Below are 18,860 nucleotides of genomic sequence, written 5' to 3'. Positions count from 1 at the left end.
ATCATATTCTTCAGGATTATTTCTCTGCATTCCAATAAGGGAAAGGGAGTTAAGTGTGACAGTGGAGTTAAGTATGCCAGAGGTACAAACAGATCATTCAGAGACGGCGGAGTTAAGCAAGCCACAGCTACGCATGGTCGATCTCAACTTATTAACCGTTTTCGATGCCGTGATGCAGGAGCAAAACATTACCCGTGCCGCTCATGTTCTGGGTATGTCGCAACCTGCGGTCAGTAACGCTGTTGCACGCCTGAAGGTGATGTTTAATGACGAGCTTTTTGTTCGTTATGGCCGTGGTATTCAACCGACTGCTCGCGCATTTCAACTTTTTGGCTCAGTTCGTCAGGCATTGCAACTAGTACAAAATGAATTGCCTGGTTCAGGTTTTGAACCCGCGAGCAGTGAACGTGTATTTCATCTTTGTGTTTGCAGCCCGTTAGACAGCATTCTGACCTCGCAGATTTATAATCACATTGAGCAGATTGCGCCAAATATACATGTTATGTTCAAGTCTTCATTAAATCAGAACACTGAACATCAGCTGCGTTATCAGGAAACGGAGTTTGTGATTAGTTATGAAGACTTCCATCGTCCTGAATTTACCAGCGTGCCATTATTTAAAGATGAAATGGTGCTGGTAGCCAGCAAAAATCATCCAACAATTAAGGGCCCGTTACTGAAACATGATGTTTATAACGAACAACATGCGGCGGTTTCGCTCGATCGTTTCGCGTCATTTAGTCAACCTTGGTATGACACGGTAGATAAGCAAGCCAGTATCGCGTATCAGGGCATGGCAATGATGAGCGTACTTAGCGTGGTGTCGCAAACGCATTTGATCGCTATTGCGCCGCGTTGGCTGGCTGAAGAGTTCGCTGAATCCTTAGAATTACAGGTATTACCGCTGCCGTTAAAACAAAATAGCAGAACCTGTTATCTCTCCTGGCATGAAGCTGCCGGGCGCGATAAAGGCCATCAGTGGATGGAAGAGCAATTAGTCTCAATTTGCAAACGCTAACTGAATGCAGAATAGGTCAGACATGAATGTCTGGTTTATTCTGTATTTTTTATTGAATGTAGAATTTTATTCTGAATGTGTGGGCTCTCTATTTTAGGATTAATTAAAAAAATAGAGAAATTGCTGTAAGTTGTGGGATTCAGCCGATTTATTATCAATTTAATCCTTCGTAATGGAGGATTTTATCGTTTCTTTTCACCTTTCCTCCTGTTTATTCTTATTACCCTGCGTTTATGTCTCTGGCTGCCAATTGCTTAAGCAAGATCGGACGGTTAATGTGTTTTACACATTTTTTCCGTCAAACAGTGAGGCAGGCCATGGAGATGTTGTCTGGAGCCGAGATGGTCGTCCGATCGCTTATCGATCAGGGCGTTAAACAAGTATTCGGTTATCCCGGAGGCGCAGTCCTTGATATTTACGATGCATTGCATACCGTGGGTGGTATCGATCATGTTTTAGTTCGTCATGAGCAGGCGGCAGTGCATATGGCCGATGGTCTGGCGCGCGCGACCGGGGAAGTCGGCGTCGTGCTGGTAACGTCGGGTCCAGGGGCGACCAATGCGATTACCGGCATCGCCACCGCTTATATGGATTCCATTCCATTAGTTGTCCTTTCCGGGCAGGTAGCGACCTCGTTGATAGGTTACGATGCCTTTCAGGAGTGCGACATGGTGGGGATTTCGCGACCGGTGGTTAAACACAGTTTTCTGGTTAAGCAAACGGAAGACATTCCGCAGGTGCTGAAAAAGGCTTTCTGGCTGGCGGCAAGTGGTCGCCCAGGACCAGTGGTCGTTGATTTACCGAAAGATATTCTTAATCCGGCGAACAAATTACCCTATGTCTGGCCTGAGTCGGTCAGTATGCGTTCTTACAATCCCACTACTACCGGACATAAAGGGCAAATTAAGCGCGCTCTGCAAACGCTGGTAGCGGCAAAAAAACCGGTTGTCTACGTAGGCGGTGGGGCAATCATGGCGGGCTGCCATCAGCAGTTGAAAGAAACGGTGGAGGCGTTGAATCTGCCCGTTGTATCCTCATTGATGGGGCTGGGGGCGTTTCCGGCAACGCATCGTCAGGCACTGGGCATGCTGGGAATGCACGGTACCTACGAAGCCAATATGACGATGCATAACGCGGATGTGATTTTCGCCGTCGGGGTACGATTTGATGACCGAACGACGAACAATCTGGCAAAGTACTGCCCAAATGCCACTGTTCTGCATATCGATATTGATCCTACTTCCATTTCTAAAACCGTGACTGCGGATATCCCGATTGTGGGGGATGCTCGCCAGGTCCTCGAACAAATGCTTGAACTCTTGTCGCAAGAATCCGCCCATCAACCACTGGATGAGATCCGCGACTGGTGGCAGCAAATTGAACAGTGGCGCGCTCGTCAGTGCCTGAAATATGACACTCACAGTGAAAAGATTAAACCGCAGGCGGTGATCGAGACTCTTTGGCGGTTGACGAAGGGAGACGCTTACGTGACGTCCGATGTCGGGCAGCACCAGATGTTTGCTGCACTTTATTATCCATTCGACAAACCGCGTCGCTGGATCAATTCCGGTGGCCTCGGCACGATGGGTTTTGGTTTACCTGCGGCACTGGGCGTCAAAATGGCGTTGCCAGAAGAAACCGTGGTTTGCGTCACTGGCGACGGCAGTATTCAGATGAACATCCAGGAACTGTCTACCGCGTTGCAATACGAGTTGCCGGTACTGGTGGTGAATCTCAATAACCGCTGTCTGGGGATGGTGAAACAGTGGCAGGACATGATCTATTCCGGCCGTCATTCACAATCTTATATGCAATCACTACCCGATTTCGTCCGTCTGGCGGAAGCCTATGGTCACGTCGGGATCCAGATCTCTCATCCGCATGAGCTGGAAAGCAAACTTAGCGAGGCGCTGGAACAGGTGCGCAATAATCGCCTGGTGTTTGTTGATGTTACCGTCGATGGCAGTGAGCACGTCTACCCGATGCAGATTCGCGGGGGCGGAATGGATGAAATGTGGTTAAGCAAAACGGAGAGAACCTGATTATGCGCCGGATATTATCAGTCTTACTCGAAAATGAATCAGGCGCGTTATCCCGCGTGATTGGCCTTTTTTCCCAGCGTGGCTACAACATTGAAAGCCTGACCGTTGCGCCAACCGACGATCCGACATTATCGCGTATGACCATCCAGACCGTGGGCGATGAAAAAGTGCTTGAGCAGATCGAAAAGCAATTACACAAGCTGGTCGATGTCTTGCGCGTGAGTGAGTTGGGGCAGGGCGCGCATGTTGAGCGGGAAATCATGCTGGTGAAAATTCAGGCCAGCGGTTACGGGCGTGACGAAGTGAAACGTAATACGGAAATATTCCGTGGGCAAATTATCGATGTCACCCCCTCGCTTTATACCGTTCAATTAGCAGGCACCAGCGATAAGCTTGATGCATTTTTAGCATCGATTCGCGATGTGGCGAAAATTGTGGAAGTTGCTCGCTCTGGTGTGGTCGGACTTTCGCGCGGCGATAAAATAATGCGTTGAGAATGATCTCAGTGCGCAATTTGCAGCCCAACATGTCACGTTGGGCTTTTTTTGCGAAATCAGTGGGAACCTGGAATAAAAGCAGTTGCCGCAGTTAATTTTCTGCGCTTAGATGTTAATGAATTTAACCCATACCAGTACAATGGCTATGGTTTTTACATTTTACGCAAGGGGCAATTGTGAAACTGGATGAAATCGCTCGGCTGGCGGGAGTGTCGCGGACCACTGCAAGCTATGTTATTAACGGCAAAGCGAAGCAATACCGTGTGAGCGACAAAACCGTTGAAAAAGTCATGGCTGTGGTGCGTGAGCACAATTACCACCCGAACGCCGTGGCAGCTGGGCTTCGTGCTGGACGCACACGTTCTATTGGTCTTGTGATCCCCGATCTGGAGAACACCAGCTATACCCGCATCGCTAACTATCTTGAACGCCAGGCGCGGCAACGGGGTTATCAACTGCTAATTGCCTGCTCAGAAGATCAGCCAGACAACGAAATGCGCTGTATTGAGCACCTTTTACAGCGTCAGGTCGATGCCATTATTGTTTCGACGTCGTTGCCTCCTGAGCATCCTTTTTATCAACGCTGGGCTAACGACCCGTTCCCGATTGTCGCGCTGGACCGCGCCCTCGATCGTGAACACTTCACCAGCGTGGTTGGTGCCGATCAGGATGATGCCGAAATGCTGGCGGAAGAGTTACGTAAGTTTCCCGCCGAGACGGTGCTTTATCTTGGCGCGCTGCCGGAGCTTTCTGTCAGCTTCCTGCGTGAACAAGGTTTCCGTACTGCCTGGAAAGATGATCCGCGCGAAGTGCATTTCCTGTATGCCAACAGCTATGAGCGGGAGGCGGCTGCCCAGTTATTCGAAAAATGGCTGGAAACGCATCCGATGCCGCAGGCGCTGTTCACAACGTCGTTTGCGTTGTTGCAAGGGGTGATGGATGTCACGCTACGTCGCGATGGTAAACTGCCTTCTGACCTGGCAATTGCCACCTTTGGCGATAACGAACTGCTCGACTTCTTACAGTGCCCGGTGCTGGCAGTGGCTCAACGTCACCGCGATGTCGCAGAGCGTGTGCTGGAGATTGTCCTGGCAAGCCTGGACGAACCGCGTAAGCCAAAACCTGGTTTAACGCGCATTAAACGTAATCTCTATCGCCGCGGTGTGCTCAGCCGTAGCTAAGCCGCGAACAAAAATACGCGCCAGGTGAATTTCCCTCTGGCGCGTAGAGTACGGGAATGGACATCAATATCCTTAAAGTAAATAAGACTATTCCTGACTATTATTGATAAGTTCTTTTAAACCCGCCCGTTAATTAACTCACCAGCTGAAATTCACAATAATTAAGTGATATCGACAGCGCGTTTTTGCATTATTTTGTTACATGCAGAGATGAATTGCCGATTTAACAAGCACTTTTCTTTGCTTTTGCGCAAACCCGCTGGCATCAAGCGCCACACAGACGCAACAGGGACTGTTAACCGGGGAAGATATGTCCTAAAATGCCGCTCGCGTCGCAAACTGACACTTTATATTTGCTGTGGAAAATAGTGAGTCATTTTAAAACGGTGATGACGATGAGGGATTTTTTCTTACAGCTATTCATAACGTTAATTTGCTGCGCACGTTGGACGTAAAATAAACAACGCTGATATTAGCCGTAAACATCGGGTTTTTTACCTCGGTATGCCTTGTGACTGGCTTGACAAGCTTTTCCTCCGCTCCGTAAACTCCTTTCAGTGGGAAATTGTGGGGCAAAGTGGGAATAAGGGGTGAGGCTGGCATGTTCCGGGGAGCAACGTTAGTCAATCTCGACAGCAAAGGGCGCTTATCAGTGCCTACCCGTTACCGGGAACAGCTGCTTGAGAACGCTGCCGGTCAAATGGTTTGCACCATTGACATTCATCACCCGTGCCTGCTGCTTTACCCCCTGCCTGAATGGGAAATTATCGAGCAAAAATTATCGCGTCTGTCGAGCATGAACCCGGTTGAGCGCCGTGTGCAGCGCCTACTGTTAGGTCATGCCAGCGAATGTCAGATGGATGGCGCAGGTCGATTGTTAATCGCGCCAGTACTGCGGCAACATGCCGGGCTGACAAAAGAAGTGATGCTGGTTGGACAGTTCAACAAGTTTGAGCTGTGGGATGAAACAACCTGGCATCAACAGGTCAAGGAAGATATCGACGCAGAGCAGTTGGCTACCGGAGACTTATCGGAGCGACTGCAGGACTTGTCTCTATAAAATGATGGAAAACTATAAACATACTACGGTGCTGCTGGATGAAGCCGTTAATGGCCTCAATATCCGTCCTGATGGCATCTACATTGATGGGACTTTTGGTCGCGGTGGTCACTCACGTCTGATCCTCTCGCAGCTTGGCGAAGAGGGGCGTTTGCTGGCGATCGATCGCGACCCGCAGGCTATCGCCGTTGCGAAGACTATTGATGATCCGCGCTTCTCCATCATCCACGGACCTTTCTCCGCGCTGGGCGAATACGTTGCCGAGCGCGATCTTATCGGCAAGATCGACGGCATTCTCCTCGATCTTGGCGTCTCTTCACCGCAACTTGATGATGCTGAGCGCGGCTTTTCCTTTATGCGCGATGGTCCGCTGGACATGCGTATGGACCCAACCCGTGGGCAGTCAGCCGCTGAATGGCTACAAACCGCAGAAGAAGCCGATATCGCCTGGGTATTGAAAACCTATGGTGAAGAGCGTTTTGCCAAACGCATTGCCCGCGCCATTGTCGAGCGTAACCGCGAACAGCCGATGACCCGCACCAAAGAACTGGCGGAAGTCGTGGCTGCTGCAACGCCGGTGAAAGATAAGTTTAAACATCCCGCGACTCGTACCTTCCAGGCGGTGCGCATTTGGGTAAACAGTGAACTGGAGGAGATAGAGCAGGCGCTAAAAAGCTCGCTCAACGTGCTGGCCCCGGGTGGGCGGCTTTCGATCATCAGCTTCCACTCGCTGGAAGACCGTATTGTGAAACGTTTTATGCGTGAAAACAGCCGCGGTCCGCAAGTTCCGGCAGGGTTACCGATGACTGAAGAGCAGCTCAAAAAACTGGGTGGCCGTCAGCTGCGAGCATTAGGCAAGTTAATGCCGGGCGAAGAAGAGGTGGCTGAGAATCCTCGTGCCCGTAGTTCAGTTCTGCGTATCGCAGAGAGGACGAACGCATGATCAGCAGAGTGACAGAAGCTCTAAGCAAAGTTAAAGGATCGATGGGAAGCCACGAGCGCCATGCATTGCCTGGTGTTATCGGTGACGATCTTTTGCGATTTGGGAAGCTGCCACTCTGCCTGTTCATTTGCATTATTTTGACGGCGGTGACCGTGGTAACCACGGCGCACCATACCCGTTTACTGACCGCTCAGCGCGAACAACTGGTGCTGGAGCGAGATGCTTTAGACATTGAATGGCGCAACCTGATCCTTGAAGAGAATGCGCTCGGCGACCATAGCCGGGTGGAAAGGATCGCCACGGAAAAGCTGCAAATGCAGCATGTTGATCCGTCAAAAGAAAATATCGTAGTGCAAAAATAAGGATAAACGCGACGCATGAAAGCAGCGGCGAAAACGCAGAAACCAAAACGTCAGGAAGAACATGCCAACTTTATCAGTTGGCGTTTTGCGTTGTTATGCGGCTGTATTCTCCTGGCGCTGGCTTTTCTGCTCGGACGCGTAGCGTGGTTACAAGTTATCTCCCCGGATATGCTGGTGAAAGAGGGCGACATGCGTTCTCTTCGCGTTCAGCAAGTTTCCACCTCCCGCGGCATGATTACTGACCGTTCTGGTCGCCCGTTAGCGGTGAGCGTGCCGGTAAAAGCGATTTGGGCTGACCCGAAAGAAGTGCATGACGCTGGCGGTATCAGCGTCGGTGACCGCTGGAAGGCGCTGGCTAACGCGCTCAATATTCCGCTGGATCAGCTTTCAGCCCGCATTAACGCCAACCCGAAAGGGCGCTTTATTTATCTGGCGCGTCAGGTGAACCCTGACATGGCGGACTACATCAAAAAACTGAAACTGCCGGGGATTCATCTGCGTGAAGAGTCTCGCCGTTACTATCCGTCCGGCGAAGTGACTGCTCACCTCATCGGCTTTACTAACGTCGATAGTCAGGGGATTGAGGGCGTTGAGAAGAGTTTCGATAAATGGCTTACCGGGCAGCCGGGTGAGCGCATTGTGCGTAAAGACCGCTATGGTCGCGTAATTGAAGATATTTCTTCTACTGACAGCCAGGCAGCGCACAACCTGGCGCTGAGTATTGATGAACGCCTGCAGGCGCTGGTTTATCGCGAACTGAACAACGCGGTGGCCTTTAACAAGGCTGAATCTGGTAGCGCCGTGCTGGTGGATGTCAACACCGGTGAAGTGCTGGCGATGGCTAACAGCCCGTCATACAACCCTAACAATCTGAGCGGCACGCCGAAAGAGGCGATGCGTAACCGTACCATCACCGACGTGTTTGAACCGGGCTCAACGGTTAAACCGATGGTGGTAATGACCGCGTTGCAACGTGGCGTGGTGCGGGAAAACTCGGTACTCAATACCATTCCTTATCGAATTAACGGCCACGAAATCAAAGACGTGGCACGCTACAGCGAATTAACCCTGACCGGGGTATTACAGAAGTCGAGTAACGTCGGTGTTTCCAAGCTGGCGTTAGCGATGCCGTCCTCAGCGTTAGTAGATACTTACTCACGTTTTGGACTGGGAAAAGCGACCAATTTGGGGTTGGTCGGAGAACGCAGTGGCTTATATCCTCAAAAACAACGGTGGTCTGACATAGAGAGGGCCACCTTCTCTTTCGGCTACGGGCTAATGGTAACACCGTTACAGTTAGCGCGAGTCTACGCAACTATCGGCAGCTACGGCATTTATCGCCCACTGTCGATTACCAAAGTTGACCCCCCGGTTCCCGGTGAACGTGTCTTCCCGGAATCCATTGTTCGCACCGTGGTGCATATGATGGAAAGCGTGGCGCTACCAGGCGGCGGCGGCGTGAAAGCGGCGATTAAAGGCTATCGTATCGCCATTAAAACCGGTACCGCGAAAAAGGTCGGGCCGGACGGTCGCTACATCAATAAATATATTGCTTATACCGCAGGCGTTGCGCCTGCGAGTCAGCCGCGCTTCGCGCTGGTTGTTGTTATCAACGATCCGCAGGCGGGTAAATACTACGGCGGCGCCGTTTCCGCGCCGGTCTTTGGTGCCATCATGGGCGGCGTATTGCGTACCATGAACATCGAGCCGGATGCGCTGACAACGGGCGATAAAAATGAATTTGTGATTAATCAAGGCGAGGGGACAGGTGGCAGATCGTAATTTGCGCGACCTTCTTGCTCCGTGGGTGCCAGACGCACCTTCGCGAGCACTGCGAGAGATGACACTCGACAGCCGTGTGGCTGCGGCGGGCGATCTCTTTGTAGCTGTAGTAGGTCATCAGGCGGACGGGCGTCGATATATCCCGCAGGCGATAGCGCAAGGTGTGGCTGCCATTATTGCAGAGGCGAAAGATGAGGCGACCGATGGTGAAATCCGTGAAATGCACGGCGTACCGGTCATCTATCTCTGCCAGCTCAACGAGCGTTTATCTGCACTGGCGGGCCGCTTTTACCATGAACCCTCTGACAATTTACGTCTCGTAGGCGTAACGGGCACCAACGGCAAAACCACGACTACCCAGCTGCTGGCGCAGTGGAGCCAACTGCTTGGCGAAACCAGCGCGGTAATGGGCACCGTTGGTAACGGTCTGCTTGGGAAAGTGATCCCGACAGAAAATACTACCGGTTCCGCAGTCGATGTTCAGCATGAGCTGGCGGGGCTGGTGGAGCAGGGCGCGACGTTTTGCGCAATGGAAGTTTCCTCCCACGGGCTGGTACAGCACCGTGTGGCGGCATTGAAATTTGCGGCGTCGGTCTTTACCAACTTAAGCCGCGATCACCTTGATTATCATGGTGATATGGAACACTACGAAGCTGCGAAATGGCTGCTTTATTCTGAACATCATTGCGGTCAGGCGATTATTAACGCCGACGATGAAGTGGGCCGCCGCTGGCTGGCAAAACTGCCGGACGCGGTTGCGGTATCAATGGAAGATCATATCAATCCGAACTGTCACGGACGCTGGTTAAAAGCGATCGACGTGAACTATCACGACAGCGGTGCGACGATTCGCTTTAGCTCAAGTTGGGGCGATGGCGAAATTGAAAGCCATCTGATGGGCGCTTTTAACGTCAGCAACCTGCTGCTCGCGCTGGCGACACTGCTGGCACTCGGCTATCCACTGGCTGATCTGCTGAAAACCGCCGCGCGTCTGCAACCGGTTTGCGGACGTATGGAAGTGTTCACTGCGCCAGGCAAACCGACGGTGGTGGTGGATTACGCGCATACGCCGGATGCACTGGAAAAAGCCTTACAGGCGGCGCGCCTGCACTGTGCGGGCAAGCTGTGGTGCGTCTTTGGCTGTGGTGGCGATCGCGATAAAGGTAAGCGTCCACTGATGGGCGCAATTGCCGAAGAGTTTGCTGACGTGGCGGTGGTGACGGACGATAACCCGCGTACCGAAGAACCGCGTGCCATCATCAACGATATTCTGGCGGGAATGTTAGATGCCGGACATGCCAAAGTGATGGAAGGCCGTGCTGAAGCGGTGACTTGCGCCGTTATGCAGGCTAAAGAGAATGATGTGGTACTGGTCGCGGGCAAAGGCCATGAAGATTACCAGATTGTTGGCAATCAGCGTCTGGACTACTCCGATCGCGTCACGGTGGCGCGTCTGCTGGGGGTGATTGCATGATTAGCGTAACCCTTAGCCAACTTACCGACATTCTCAACGGTGAACTGCAAGGTGCAGATATCACCCTTGATGCTGTAACCACTGATACCCGAAAACTGACGCCGGGCTGCCTGTTTGTTGCCCTGAAAGGCGAACGTTTTGATGCCCACGATTTTGCCGACCAGGCGAAAGCTGGCGGCGCAGGCGCACTACTGGTTAGCCGTCCGCTGGACATCGACCTGCCGCAGTTAATCGTCAAGGATACGCGTCTGGCGTTTGGTGAACTGGCTGCATGGGTTCGCCAGCAAGTTCCGGCGCGCGTGGTTGCTCTGACGGGGTCCTCCGGCAAAACCTCCGTTAAAGAGATGACGGCGGCGATTTTAAGCCAGTGCGGCAACACGCTTTATACGGCAGGCAATCTCAACAACGACATCGGTGTACCGATGACGCTGTTGCGCTTAACGCCGGAATACGATTACGCAGTTATTGAACTTGGCGCGAACCATCAGGGCGAAATAGCCTGGACTGTGAGTCTGACTCGCCCGGAAGCTGCGCTGGTCAACAACCTGGCAGCGGCGCATCTGGAAGGTTTTGGCTCGCTTGCGGGTGTCGCGAAAGCGAAAGGTGAAATCTTTAGCGGCCTGCCGGAAAACGGTATCGCCATTATGAACGCCGACAACAACGACTGGCTGAACTGGCAGAGCGTAATTGGCTCACGCAAAGTGTGGCGTTTCTCACCCAATGCCGCCAACAGCGATTTCACCGCCACCAATATCCATGTGACCTCGCACGGTACGGAATTTACCCTACAAACCCCAACCGGTAGCGTCGATGTTCTGCTGCCGTTGCCGGGGCGTCACAATATTGCGAATGCGCTGGCAGCCGCTGCGCTCTCCATGTCCGTGGGCGCAACGCTTGATGCTATCAAAGCGGGGCTGGCAAATCTGAAAGCTGTTCCAGGCCGTCTGTTCCCCATCCAACTGGCAGAAAACCAGTTGCTGCTCGACGACTCCTACAACGCCAATGTCGGTTCAATGACCGCCGCTGTTCAGGTACTGGCTGAAATGCCGGGCTACCGCGTGCTGGTGGTGGGCGATATGGCGGAACTGGGCGCTGAAAGCGAAGCCTGCCATGTACAGGTGGGCGAGGCGGCAAAAGCTGCTGGTATTGACCGCGTGTTAAGCGTGGGTAAACAAAGCCATGCTATCAGCACCGCCAGCGGCGTTGGCGAACATTTTGCTGATAAAACTGCGTTAATTACGCGTCTTAAATCACTGATTGCTGAGCAACAGGTAATTACGATTTTAGTTAAGGGTTCACGTAGTGCCGCCATGGAAGAGGTAGTACGCGCTTTACAGGAGAATGGGACATGTTAGTTTGGCTGGCCGAACATTTGGTCAAATATTATTCCGGCTTTAACGTCTTTTCCTATCTGACGTTTCGCGCCATCGTCAGCCTGCTGACCGCGCTGTTCATCTCATTGTGGATGGGCCCGCGTATGATTGCTCATTTGCAAAAACTTTCCTTTGGTCAGGTGGTGCGTAACGACGGTCCTGAATCACACTTCAGCAAGCGCGGTACGCCGACCATGGGCGGGATTATGATCCTGACGGCGATTGTGATCTCCGTACTGCTGTGGGCTTACCCGTCCAATCCGTACGTCTGGTGCGTGTTGGTGGTGCTGGTAGGTTACGGTGTTATTGGCTTTGTTGATGATTATCGCAAAGTGGTGCGTAAAGACACCAAAGGGTTGATCGCTCGTTGGAAGTATTTCTGGATGTCGGTCATTGCGCTGGGTGTCGCCTTCGCCCTGTACCTTGCCGGCAAAGACACGCCCGCAACGCAGCTGGTGGTCCCATTCTTTAAAGATGTGATGCCGCAGCTGGGGCTGTTCTACATTCTGCTGGCTTACTTCGTCATTGTGGGTACTGGCAACGCGGTAAACCTGACCGATGGTCTCGACGGCCTGGCAATTATGCCGACCGTATTTGTCGCCGGTGGTTTTGCGCTGGTGGCGTGGGCGACCGGCAACATGAACTTTGCCAGCTATTTACACATACCGTATCTGCGACACGCCGGGGAACTGGTCATTGTCTGCACGGCGATAGTCGGGGCAGGACTGGGCTTCCTGTGGTTTAACACCTATCCGGCGCAGGTCTTTATGGGCGATGTAGGTTCGCTGGCGTTAGGTGGTGCGTTAGGCATTATCGCCGTACTGCTACGTCAGGAATTCCTGCTGGTGATTATGGGGGGCGTGTTCGTGGTAGAAACGCTTTCTGTCATCCTGCAGGTCGGCTCCTTTAAACTGCGCGGACAACGTATTTTCCGCATGGCACCGATTCATCACCACTATGAACTGAAAGGCTGGCCGGAACCGCGCGTCATTGTGCGTTTCTGGATTATTTCGCTGATGCTGGTTCTGATTGGTCTGGCAACGCTGAAGGTACGTTAATCATGGCTGATTATCAGGGTAAAAATGTCGTCATTATCGGCCTGGGCCTCACCGGGCTTTCCTGCGTGGACTTTTTCCTCGCTCGCGGTGTGACGCCGCGCGTTATGGATACGCGTATGACACCGCCTGGCCTGGATAAATTACCCGAAGCCGTAGAACGCCACACGGGCAGTCTGAATGATGAATGGCTGATGGCGGCAGATCTGATTGTCGCCAGTCCCGGTATTGCACTGGCGCATCCATCCTTAAGCGCTGCCGCTGATGCCGGAATCGAAATCGTTGGCGATATCGAGCTGTTCTGTCGCGAAGCACAAGCACCGATTGTGGCGATTACCGGTTCTAACGGCAAAAGCACGGTCACCACGCTAGTGGGTGAAATGGCGAAAGCGGCGGGGGTTAACGTTGGTGTGGGTGGCAATATTGGCCTGCCAGCGTTGATGCTGCTTGATGCTGAGTGCGAACTGTACGTGCTGGAACTGTCGAGCTTCCAGCTGGAAACCACTTCCAGCTTACAGGCGGTGGCGGCGACCATTCTGAACGTGACTGAAGATCATATGGACCGCTATCCGTTTGGTTTGCAGCAATACCGTGCGGCAAAATTGCGTATTTACGAAAATGCGAAAGTTTGTGTCGTCAATGCTGATGATGCCTTAACAATGCCGATTCGCGGTGCTGATGAACGCTGCGTCAGCTTTGGCGTCAACATGGGTGACTATCACCTGAATCATCAGCAGGGAGAAACCTGGCTGCGAGTGAAAGGCGAGAAAGTGCTGAACGTGAAAGAGATGAAACTTTCCGGGCAGCATAACTACACCAATGCGCTGGCAGCACTGGCACTGGCAGACGCAGCTGGTTTGCCGCGCGCCAGCAGCCTGAAAGCGTTAACCACCTTCGCCGGTCTGCCGCATCGCTTTGAAGTGGTGCTGGAGCACAATGGCGTACGCTGGATTAACGATTCGAAAGCCACTAACGTCGGCAGTACGGAAGCGGCGTTGAATGGCTTGCAGGTAGACGGCACGCTGCATTTGTTGCTGGGCGGCGATGGTAAATCGGCGGACTTCAGTCCACTGGCGCGCTATCTGAATGGCGACAACGTGCGTTTGTACTGTTTTGGTCGTGACGGTGCGCAGCTGGCGGCGCTACGCCCGGAAGTGGCAGAACAAACCGAAACTATGGAACAGGCGATGCGCTTGCTGGCTCCGCGTGTTCAGCCGGGCGATATGGTTCTGCTCTCCCCGGCCTGTGCCAGCCTTGATCAGTTCAAGAACTTTGAACAACGAGGCAATGAGTTTGCCCGTCTGGCGAAGGAGTTAGGTTGATGCGTTTATCTCTCCCTCGCCTGAAAATGCCGCGCCTGCCAGGATTCAGTATCCTGGTCTGGATCTCCACGGCGCTAAAAGGCTGGGTGATGGGCTCGCGGGAAAAAGATACCGACAGCCTGATCATGTACGATCGCACCTTACTGTGGCTGACCTTCGGCCTTGCGGCGATTGGCTTTATCATGGTGACCTCGGCGTCAATGCCCATAGGGCAACGCTTAACCAACGATCCGTTCTTCTTCGCGAAGCGTGATGGCGTCTATCTGATCCTGGCATTCATTCTGGCGATCATTACGCTGCGTCTGCCGATGGAGTTCTGGCAACGCTACAGTGCCACGATGCTGCTCGGATCTATCATCCTGCTGATGATCGTGCTGGTAGTGGGTAGCTCGGTTAAAGGGGCATCGCGTTGGATCGATCTCGGTTTGCTGCGTATCCAGCCTGCGGAGCTGACAAAACTGTCGCTGTTTTGTTATATCGCCAACTATCTGGTGCGTAAAGGCGACGAAGTACGTAATAACCTGCGCGGCTTCCTGAAACCGATGGGCGTGATTCTGGTGTTGGCAGTGTTACTGCTGGCACAGCCAGACCTTGGTACGGTGGTGGTGTTGTTTGTGACTACGCTGGCGATGTTGTTCCTGGCGGGAGCGAAATTGTGGCAGTTCATTGCCATTATCGGTATGGGCATTTCAGCGGTTGTGTTGCTGATACTCGCCGAACCGTACCGTATCCGCCGTGTTACCGCATTCTGGAACCCGTGGGAAGATCCCTTTGGCAGCGGCTATCAGTTAACGCAATCGCTGATGGCGTTTGGTCGCGGCGAACTTTGGGGACAAGGTTTAGGTAACTCGGTACAAAAACTGGAGTATCTGCCGGAAGCGCACACTGACTTTATTTTCGCCATTATCGGCGAAGAACTGGGGTATGTCGGTGTGGTGCTGGCACTTTTAATGGTATTCTTCGTCGCTTTTCGCGCGATGTCGATTGGCCGCAAAGCGTTAGAAATTGACCACCGTTTTTCCGGTTTTCTCGCCTGTTCTATTGGCATCTGGTTTAGCTTCCAGGCGCTGGTTAACGTAGGCGCGGCGGCGGGGATGTTACCGACCAAAGGTCTGACATTGCCGCTGATCAGTTACGGTGGTTCGAGCTTACTGATTATGTCGACAGCCATCATGATGCTGTTGCGTATTGATTATGAAACGCGTCTGGAGAAAGCGCAGGCGTTTGTACGAGGTTCACGATGAGTGGTCAAGGAAAGCGATTAATGGTGATGGCAGGCGGAACCGGTGGACATGTATTCCCGGGACTGGCGGTTGCGCACCATCTAATGGCTCAGGGTTGGCAAGTTCGCTGGCTGGGGACTGCCGACCGTATGGAAGCGGACTTAGTGCCAAAACATGGCATCGAAATTGATTTCATTCGTATCTCTGGTCTGCGTGGAAAAGGTATAAAAGCACTGATAGCTGCGCCGCTGCGTATCTTCAACGCCTGGCGTCAGGCGCGGGCGATTATGAAAGCGTACAAACCTGACGTGGTACTCGGTATGGGCGGCTATGTATCAGGTCCAGGTGGTCTGGCCGCGTGGTCGTTAGGCATTCCGGTTGTACTTCATGAACAAAACGGTATTGCGGGCTTAACCAATAAATGGCTGGCGAAGATTGCCACCAAAGTGATGCAGGCGTTTCCAGGCGCTTTCCCTAATGCGGAAGTGGTGGGTAACCCGGTGCGTACCGATGTACTGGCGCTGCCGTTGCCGCAGCAACGTTTGGCTGGACGTGAAGGTCCGGTTCGTGTGCTGGTAGTGGGTGGTTCCCAGGGCGCACGCATTCTTAACCAGACAATGCCGCAGGTTGCTGCGAAACTGGGTGATTCAGTCACTATCTGGCATCAGAGCGGTAAAGGTTCGCAACAATCCGTTGAACAGGCGTATGCCGAAGCGGGGCAACCGCAGCATAAAGTGACGGAATTTATTGATGATATGGCGGCGGCGTATGCGTGGGCGGATGTCGTCGTTTGCCGCTCCGGTGCTTTAACGGTGAGTGAAATCGCCGCGGCAGGACTACCGGCGTTGTTTGTGCCGTTTCAACATAAAGACCGCCAGCAATACTGGAATGCGCTACCGCTGGAAAAAGCGGGCGCAGCCAAAATTATCGAGCAGCCACAGCTTAGCGTGGATGCTGTCGCCAACACCCTGGCCGGGTGGTCGCGAGAAACCTTATTAACCATGGCAGAACGCGCCCGCGCTGCATCCATTCCGGATGCCACCGAGCGAGTGGCAAATGAAGTGAGCCGGGCTGCCCGGGCGTAATTGTAGCGATGCCTTTTGCATCGTATGAATTTAAGAAGTTAATGGCGTAAAGAATGAATACACAACAATTGGCAAAACTGCGTTCCATCGTGCCCGAAATGCGTCGCGTTCGGCACATACATTTTGTCGGCATCGGTGGTGCCGGTATGGGCGGTATTGCCGAAGTTCTGGCCAATGAAGGTTATCAGATCAGTGGTTCCGATTTAGCGCCAAATCCGGTCACGCAGCAGTTAATGAATCTGGGAGCGACGATTTATTTCAACCATCGCCCGGAAAACGTACGTGATGCCAGCGTGGTCGTTGTTTCCAGCGCCATTTCTGCCGATAACCCGGAAATTGTCGCAGCTCATGAAGCGCGTATTCCGGTGATCCGTCGTGCCGAAATGCTGGCTGAGTTAATGCGTTTTCGTCATGGCATCGCCATTGCAGGAACGCACGGCAAAACGACAACCACCGCGATGGTTTCCAGCATCTACGCAGAAGCGGGGCTCGACCCAACCTTCGTTAACGGCGGGCTGCTAAAAGCGGCGGGGGTTCATGCGCGTTTGGGGCATGGTCGGTACCTGATTGCCGAAGCAGATGAGAGTGATGCATCGTTCCTGCATCTGCAACCGATGGTGGCGATTGTCACCAATATCGAAGCCGACCACATGGATACCTACCAGGGCGACTTTGAGAATTTAAAACAGACTTTTATTAATTTTCTGCACAACCTGCCGTTTTACGGTCGTGCGGTGATGTGTGTTGATGATCCGGTGATCCGCGAATTGTTACCGCGAGTGGGACGTCAGACCACGACTTACGGCTTCAGCGAAGATGCCGACGTGCGTGTAGAAGATTATCAGCAGATTGGCCCGCAGGGGCACTTTACGCTGCTGCGCCAGGACAAAGAGCCGATGCGCGTCACCCTGAATGCGCCAGGTCGTCATAACGCGCTGAACGCCGCAGCTGCGGTTGCGGTTGCTACGGAAGAGGGAATTGATGACGAGGCTATTTTACGTGCGCTGGAGAGCTTCCAGGGGACTGGGCGCCGTTTTGATTTCCTCGGTGAATTCCCGCTGGAGCCAGTGAATGGTAAAAGCGGTACGGCAATGCTGGTCGATGACTACGGCCACCACCCGACGGAAGTTGACGCCACCATTAAAGCGGCGCGCGCAGGCTGGCCGGATAAAAACCTGGTAATGCTGTTTCAGCCGCACCGTTTTACCCGTACGCGCGACCTGTATGATGATTTCGCCAATGTGCTGACGCAGGTTGATACCCTGTTGATGCTGGAAGTGTATCCGGCTGGCGAAGCGCCAATTCCGGGAGCGGACAGCCGTTCGCTGTGTCGCACAATTCGTGGACGTGGGAAAATTGATCCCATTCTGGTGCCGGACCCTGCGCAGGTAGCCGAGATGCTGGCACCGGTATTAACCGGTAACGACCTGATTCTCGTTCAGGGGGCTGGTAATATCGGAAAAATTGCCCGTTCTTTAGCTGAAATCAAACTGAAGCCGCAAACTCCGGAGGAAGAACAACATGACTGATAAAATCGCGGTCCTGTTGGGCGGGACTTCCGCTGAGCGGGAAGTTTCTCTGAATTCTGGCGCAGCGGTGTTAGCCGGGCTGCGTGAAGGCGGTATTGATGCGTATCCTGTCGACCCGAAAGAAGTCGACGTGACGCAACTGAAGTCGATGGGTTTTCAGAAAGTGTTTATCGCGCTACACGGTCGCGGCGGTGAAGATGGTACGCTGCAGGGCATGCTCGAGCTGATGGGCTTGCCTTATACCGGCAGCGGAGTGATGGCATCTGCGCTTTCAATGGATAAACTACGCAGCAAACTGCTGTGGCAAGGTGCCGGTTTACCGGTCGCGCCGTGGGTAGCGTTAACCCGCGCAGAGTTTGAAAAAGGCCTGAGCGATAAGCAGTTAGCAGAAATTTCTGCTCTGGGTTTGCCGGTTATCGTTAAGCCGAGCCGCGAAGGTTCCAGTGTGGGAATGTCAAAAGTAGTAGCAGAAAATGCTCTACAAGATGCATTAAGATTGGCATTTCAGCACGATGAAGAAGTATTGATTGAAAAATGGCTAAGTGGGCCGGAGTTCACGGTTGCGATACTCGGTGAAGAAATTTTACCGTCAATACGTATTCAACCGTCCGGAACCTTCTATGATTATGAGGCGAAGTATCTCTCTGATGAGACACAGTATTTCTGCCCCGCAGGTCTGGAAGCGTCACAAGAGGCCAATTTGCAGGCATTAGTGCTGAAAGCATGGACGACGTTAGGTTGCAAAGGATGGGGACGTATTGACGTTATGCTGGACAGCGATGGACAGTTTTATCTGCTGGAAGCCAATACCTCACCGGGTATGACCAGCCACAGCCTGGTGCCGATGGCGGCACGTCAGGCAGGTATGAGCTTCTCGCAGTTGGTAGTACGAATTCTGGAACTGGCGGACTAAT

General features: G+C 52.9%; 18 protein-coding genes. 17 read left to right on the top strand and 1 reads right to left on the bottom strand.

All coding sequences use genetic code 11. The features are described 5' to 3' along the window. Positions 1-73 precede the first annotated feature (73 nt). On the top strand, positions 74-1,018 hold the full coding sequence (leuO, locus tag E0D98_RS02660; protein WP_001377791.1) for a transcriptional regulator LeuO: 945 nt from the start codon (positions 74-76) through the stop codon (positions 1,016-1,018). A gap of 154 nt (positions 1,019-1,172) precedes the next feature. Here leuO and E0D98_RS27505 read toward each other — a convergent pair whose 3' ends face one another. Beyond that, positions 1,173-1,217 (bottom strand): hypothetical protein, encoded by a 45-nt coding sequence (locus tag E0D98_RS27505; RefSeq protein WP_128566915.1) that lies wholly within the window; start codon positions 1,215-1,217, stop codon positions 1,173-1,175. Positions 1,218-1,335: 118 nt separating this feature from the next. On the opposite strand from E0D98_RS27505, the gene ilvI reads away from it, so the two are divergent. The 16 genes from ilvI to ddlB all read left to right on the top strand — a co-directional run bounded on the left by ilvI (position 1,336) and on the right by ddlB (position 18,859). Continuing rightward, positions 1,336-3,060, top strand: a complete 1,725-nt coding sequence (ilvI, locus tag E0D98_RS02655) for an acetolactate synthase 3 large subunit (RefSeq protein WP_047086743.1) — start codon at positions 1,336-1,338, stop codon at positions 3,058-3,060. A 2-nt stretch (positions 3,061-3,062) separates the two neighbouring features. Continuing rightward, positions 3,063-3,554 carry an acetolactate synthase small subunit gene (gene ilvN, locus E0D98_RS02650; RefSeq protein ID WP_001252744.1) on the top strand — a complete coding sequence of 164 codons (492 nt, stop codon included), beginning with the start codon at positions 3,063-3,065 and terminating at the stop codon, positions 3,552-3,554. 11 nt (positions 3,555-3,565) lie between these two features. Next, positions 3,566-3,652: a fruR/shl operon leader peptide gene (locus tag E0D98_RS02645; RefSeq protein WP_001303787.1), complete on the top strand. Its 87-nt coding sequence runs from the start codon at positions 3,566-3,568 to the stop codon at positions 3,650-3,652. A gap of 81 nt (positions 3,653-3,733) precedes the next feature. Next, positions 3,734-4,738, top strand: a complete 1,005-nt coding sequence (cra, locus tag E0D98_RS02640; RefSeq protein WP_000762401.1) for a catabolite repressor/activator — start codon at positions 3,734-3,736, stop codon at positions 4,736-4,738. 601 nt (positions 4,739-5,339) lie between these two features. Continuing rightward, a complete protein-coding gene (mraZ, locus tag E0D98_RS02635; protein ID WP_001295770.1) occupies positions 5,340-5,798 on the top strand; it encodes a division/cell wall cluster transcriptional repressor MraZ in 459 nt (152 codons plus the stop codon). 1 nt (position 5,799) lies between these two features. Next, positions 5,800-6,741: a 16S rRNA (cytosine(1402)-N(4))-methyltransferase RsmH gene (gene rsmH, locus E0D98_RS02630; RefSeq protein ID WP_000970479.1), complete on the top strand. Its 942-nt coding sequence runs from the start codon at positions 5,800-5,802 to the stop codon at positions 6,739-6,741. Further along, entirely contained in the window at positions 6,738-7,103 is a 366-nt protein-coding gene (gene ftsL, locus E0D98_RS02625) for a cell division protein FtsL (protein ID WP_000625657.1), read from the top strand. Before rsmH ends, ftsL begins: the two co-directional genes overlap by 4 nt. Positions 7,104-7,118: 15 nt before the next feature. Beyond that, positions 7,119-8,885, top strand: coding sequence for a peptidoglycan glycosyltransferase FtsI (ftsI, locus tag E0D98_RS02620; RefSeq protein ID WP_000642196.1), 1,767 nt, complete (start codon positions 7,119-7,121; stop codon positions 8,883-8,885). Then, the gene (gene murE, locus E0D98_RS02615) at positions 8,872-10,359 is read left to right on the top strand and encodes a UDP-N-acetylmuramoyl-L-alanyl-D-glutamate--2,6-diaminopimelate ligase (RefSeq protein WP_050877041.1); all 1,488 of its coding nucleotides are present in this window, start codon (positions 8,872-8,874) and stop codon (positions 10,357-10,359) included. The genes ftsI and murE overlap by 14 nt, the downstream gene beginning before the upstream one ends. Then, positions 10,356-11,714, top strand: coding sequence for a UDP-N-acetylmuramoyl-tripeptide--D-alanyl-D-alanine ligase (murF, locus tag E0D98_RS02610; RefSeq protein ID WP_000626688.1), 1,359 nt, complete (start codon positions 10,356-10,358; stop codon positions 11,712-11,714). Before murE ends, murF begins: the two co-directional genes overlap by 4 nt. Beyond that, positions 11,708-12,790, top strand: a complete 1,083-nt coding sequence (gene mraY / locus E0D98_RS02605) for a phospho-N-acetylmuramoyl-pentapeptide-transferase (protein ID WP_000964131.1) — start codon at positions 11,708-11,710, stop codon at positions 12,788-12,790. Before murF ends, mraY begins: the two co-directional genes overlap by 7 nt. 2 nt (positions 12,791-12,792) lie before the next feature. Next, positions 12,793-14,109: a UDP-N-acetylmuramoyl-L-alanine--D-glutamate ligase gene (murD, locus tag E0D98_RS02600; RefSeq protein ID WP_000796467.1), complete on the top strand. Its 1,317-nt coding sequence runs from the start codon at positions 12,793-12,795 to the stop codon at positions 14,107-14,109. Beyond that, a complete protein-coding gene (gene ftsW / locus E0D98_RS02595) occupies positions 14,109-15,353 on the top strand; it encodes a cell division protein FtsW (RefSeq protein ID WP_001295532.1) in 1,245 nt (414 codons plus the stop codon). The genes murD and ftsW overlap by 1 nt, the downstream gene beginning before the upstream one ends. Then, on the top strand, positions 15,350-16,417 hold the full coding sequence (gene murG, locus E0D98_RS02590) for an undecaprenyldiphospho-muramoylpentapeptide beta-N-acetylglucosaminyltransferase (protein ID WP_000016559.1): 1,068 nt from the start codon (positions 15,350-15,352) through the stop codon (positions 16,415-16,417). The genes ftsW and murG overlap by 4 nt, the downstream gene beginning before the upstream one ends. Positions 16,418-16,470: 53 nt before the next feature. After that, positions 16,471-17,946, top strand: a complete 1,476-nt coding sequence (gene murC, locus E0D98_RS02585; RefSeq protein ID WP_050877042.1) for a UDP-N-acetylmuramate--L-alanine ligase — start codon at positions 16,471-16,473, stop codon at positions 17,944-17,946. Then, a complete protein-coding gene (ddlB, locus tag E0D98_RS02580) occupies positions 17,939-18,859 on the top strand; it encodes a D-alanine--D-alanine ligase (RefSeq protein WP_000130056.1) in 921 nt (306 codons plus the stop codon). Before murC ends, ddlB begins: the two co-directional genes overlap by 8 nt. Position 18,860 lies beyond the last annotated feature (1 nt).

Source organism: Escherichia sp. KCJ4928 (assembly GCF_004352695.1).
GTDB lineage: Bacteria > Pseudomonadota > Gammaproteobacteria > Enterobacterales > Enterobacteriaceae > ECMA0423.
The sequence above is the reverse complement of the archived record's forward strand: the minus strand, read 5'-3'. Positions and strand labels throughout refer to the sequence as shown.

Coding starts and splice junctions, on each gene's coding strand:
- ftsL (WP_000625657.1), top strand. CDS start 6,738: ATGATCAGCAGAGTGACAGAAGCTCTAAGCAAAGTTAAAGGATCGATG.
- ftsW (WP_001295532.1), top strand. CDS start 14,109: ATGCGTTTATCTCTCCCTCGCCTGAAAATGCCGCGCCTGCCAGGATTC.
- murD (WP_000796467.1), top strand. CDS start 12,793: ATGGCTGATTATCAGGGTAAAAATGTCGTCATTATCGGCCTGGGCCTC.
- ilvN (WP_001252744.1), top strand. CDS start 3,063: ATGCGCCGGATATTATCAGTCTTACTCGAAAATGAATCAGGCGCGTTA.
- mraY (WP_000964131.1), top strand. CDS start 11,708: ATGTTAGTTTGGCTGGCCGAACATTTGGTCAAATATTATTCCGGCTTT.
- ilvI (WP_047086743.1), top strand. CDS start 1,336: ATGGAGATGTTGTCTGGAGCCGAGATGGTCGTCCGATCGCTTATCGAT.
- rsmH (WP_000970479.1), top strand. CDS start 5,800: ATGATGGAAAACTATAAACATACTACGGTGCTGCTGGATGAAGCCGTT.
- murC (WP_050877042.1), top strand. CDS start 16,471: ATGAATACACAACAATTGGCAAAACTGCGTTCCATCGTGCCCGAAATG.
- murG (WP_000016559.1), top strand. CDS start 15,350: ATGAGTGGTCAAGGAAAGCGATTAATGGTGATGGCAGGCGGAACCGGT.
- ddlB (WP_000130056.1), top strand. CDS start 17,939: ATGACTGATAAAATCGCGGTCCTGTTGGGCGGGACTTCCGCTGAGCGG.
- murF (WP_000626688.1), top strand. CDS start 10,356: ATGATTAGCGTAACCCTTAGCCAACTTACCGACATTCTCAACGGTGAA.
- leuO (WP_001377791.1), top strand. CDS start 74: ATGCCAGAGGTACAAACAGATCATTCAGAGACGGCGGAGTTAAGCAAG.
- mraZ (WP_001295770.1), top strand. CDS start 5,340: ATGTTCCGGGGAGCAACGTTAGTCAATCTCGACAGCAAAGGGCGCTTA.
- ftsI (WP_000642196.1), top strand. CDS start 7,119: ATGAAAGCAGCGGCGAAAACGCAGAAACCAAAACGTCAGGAAGAACAT.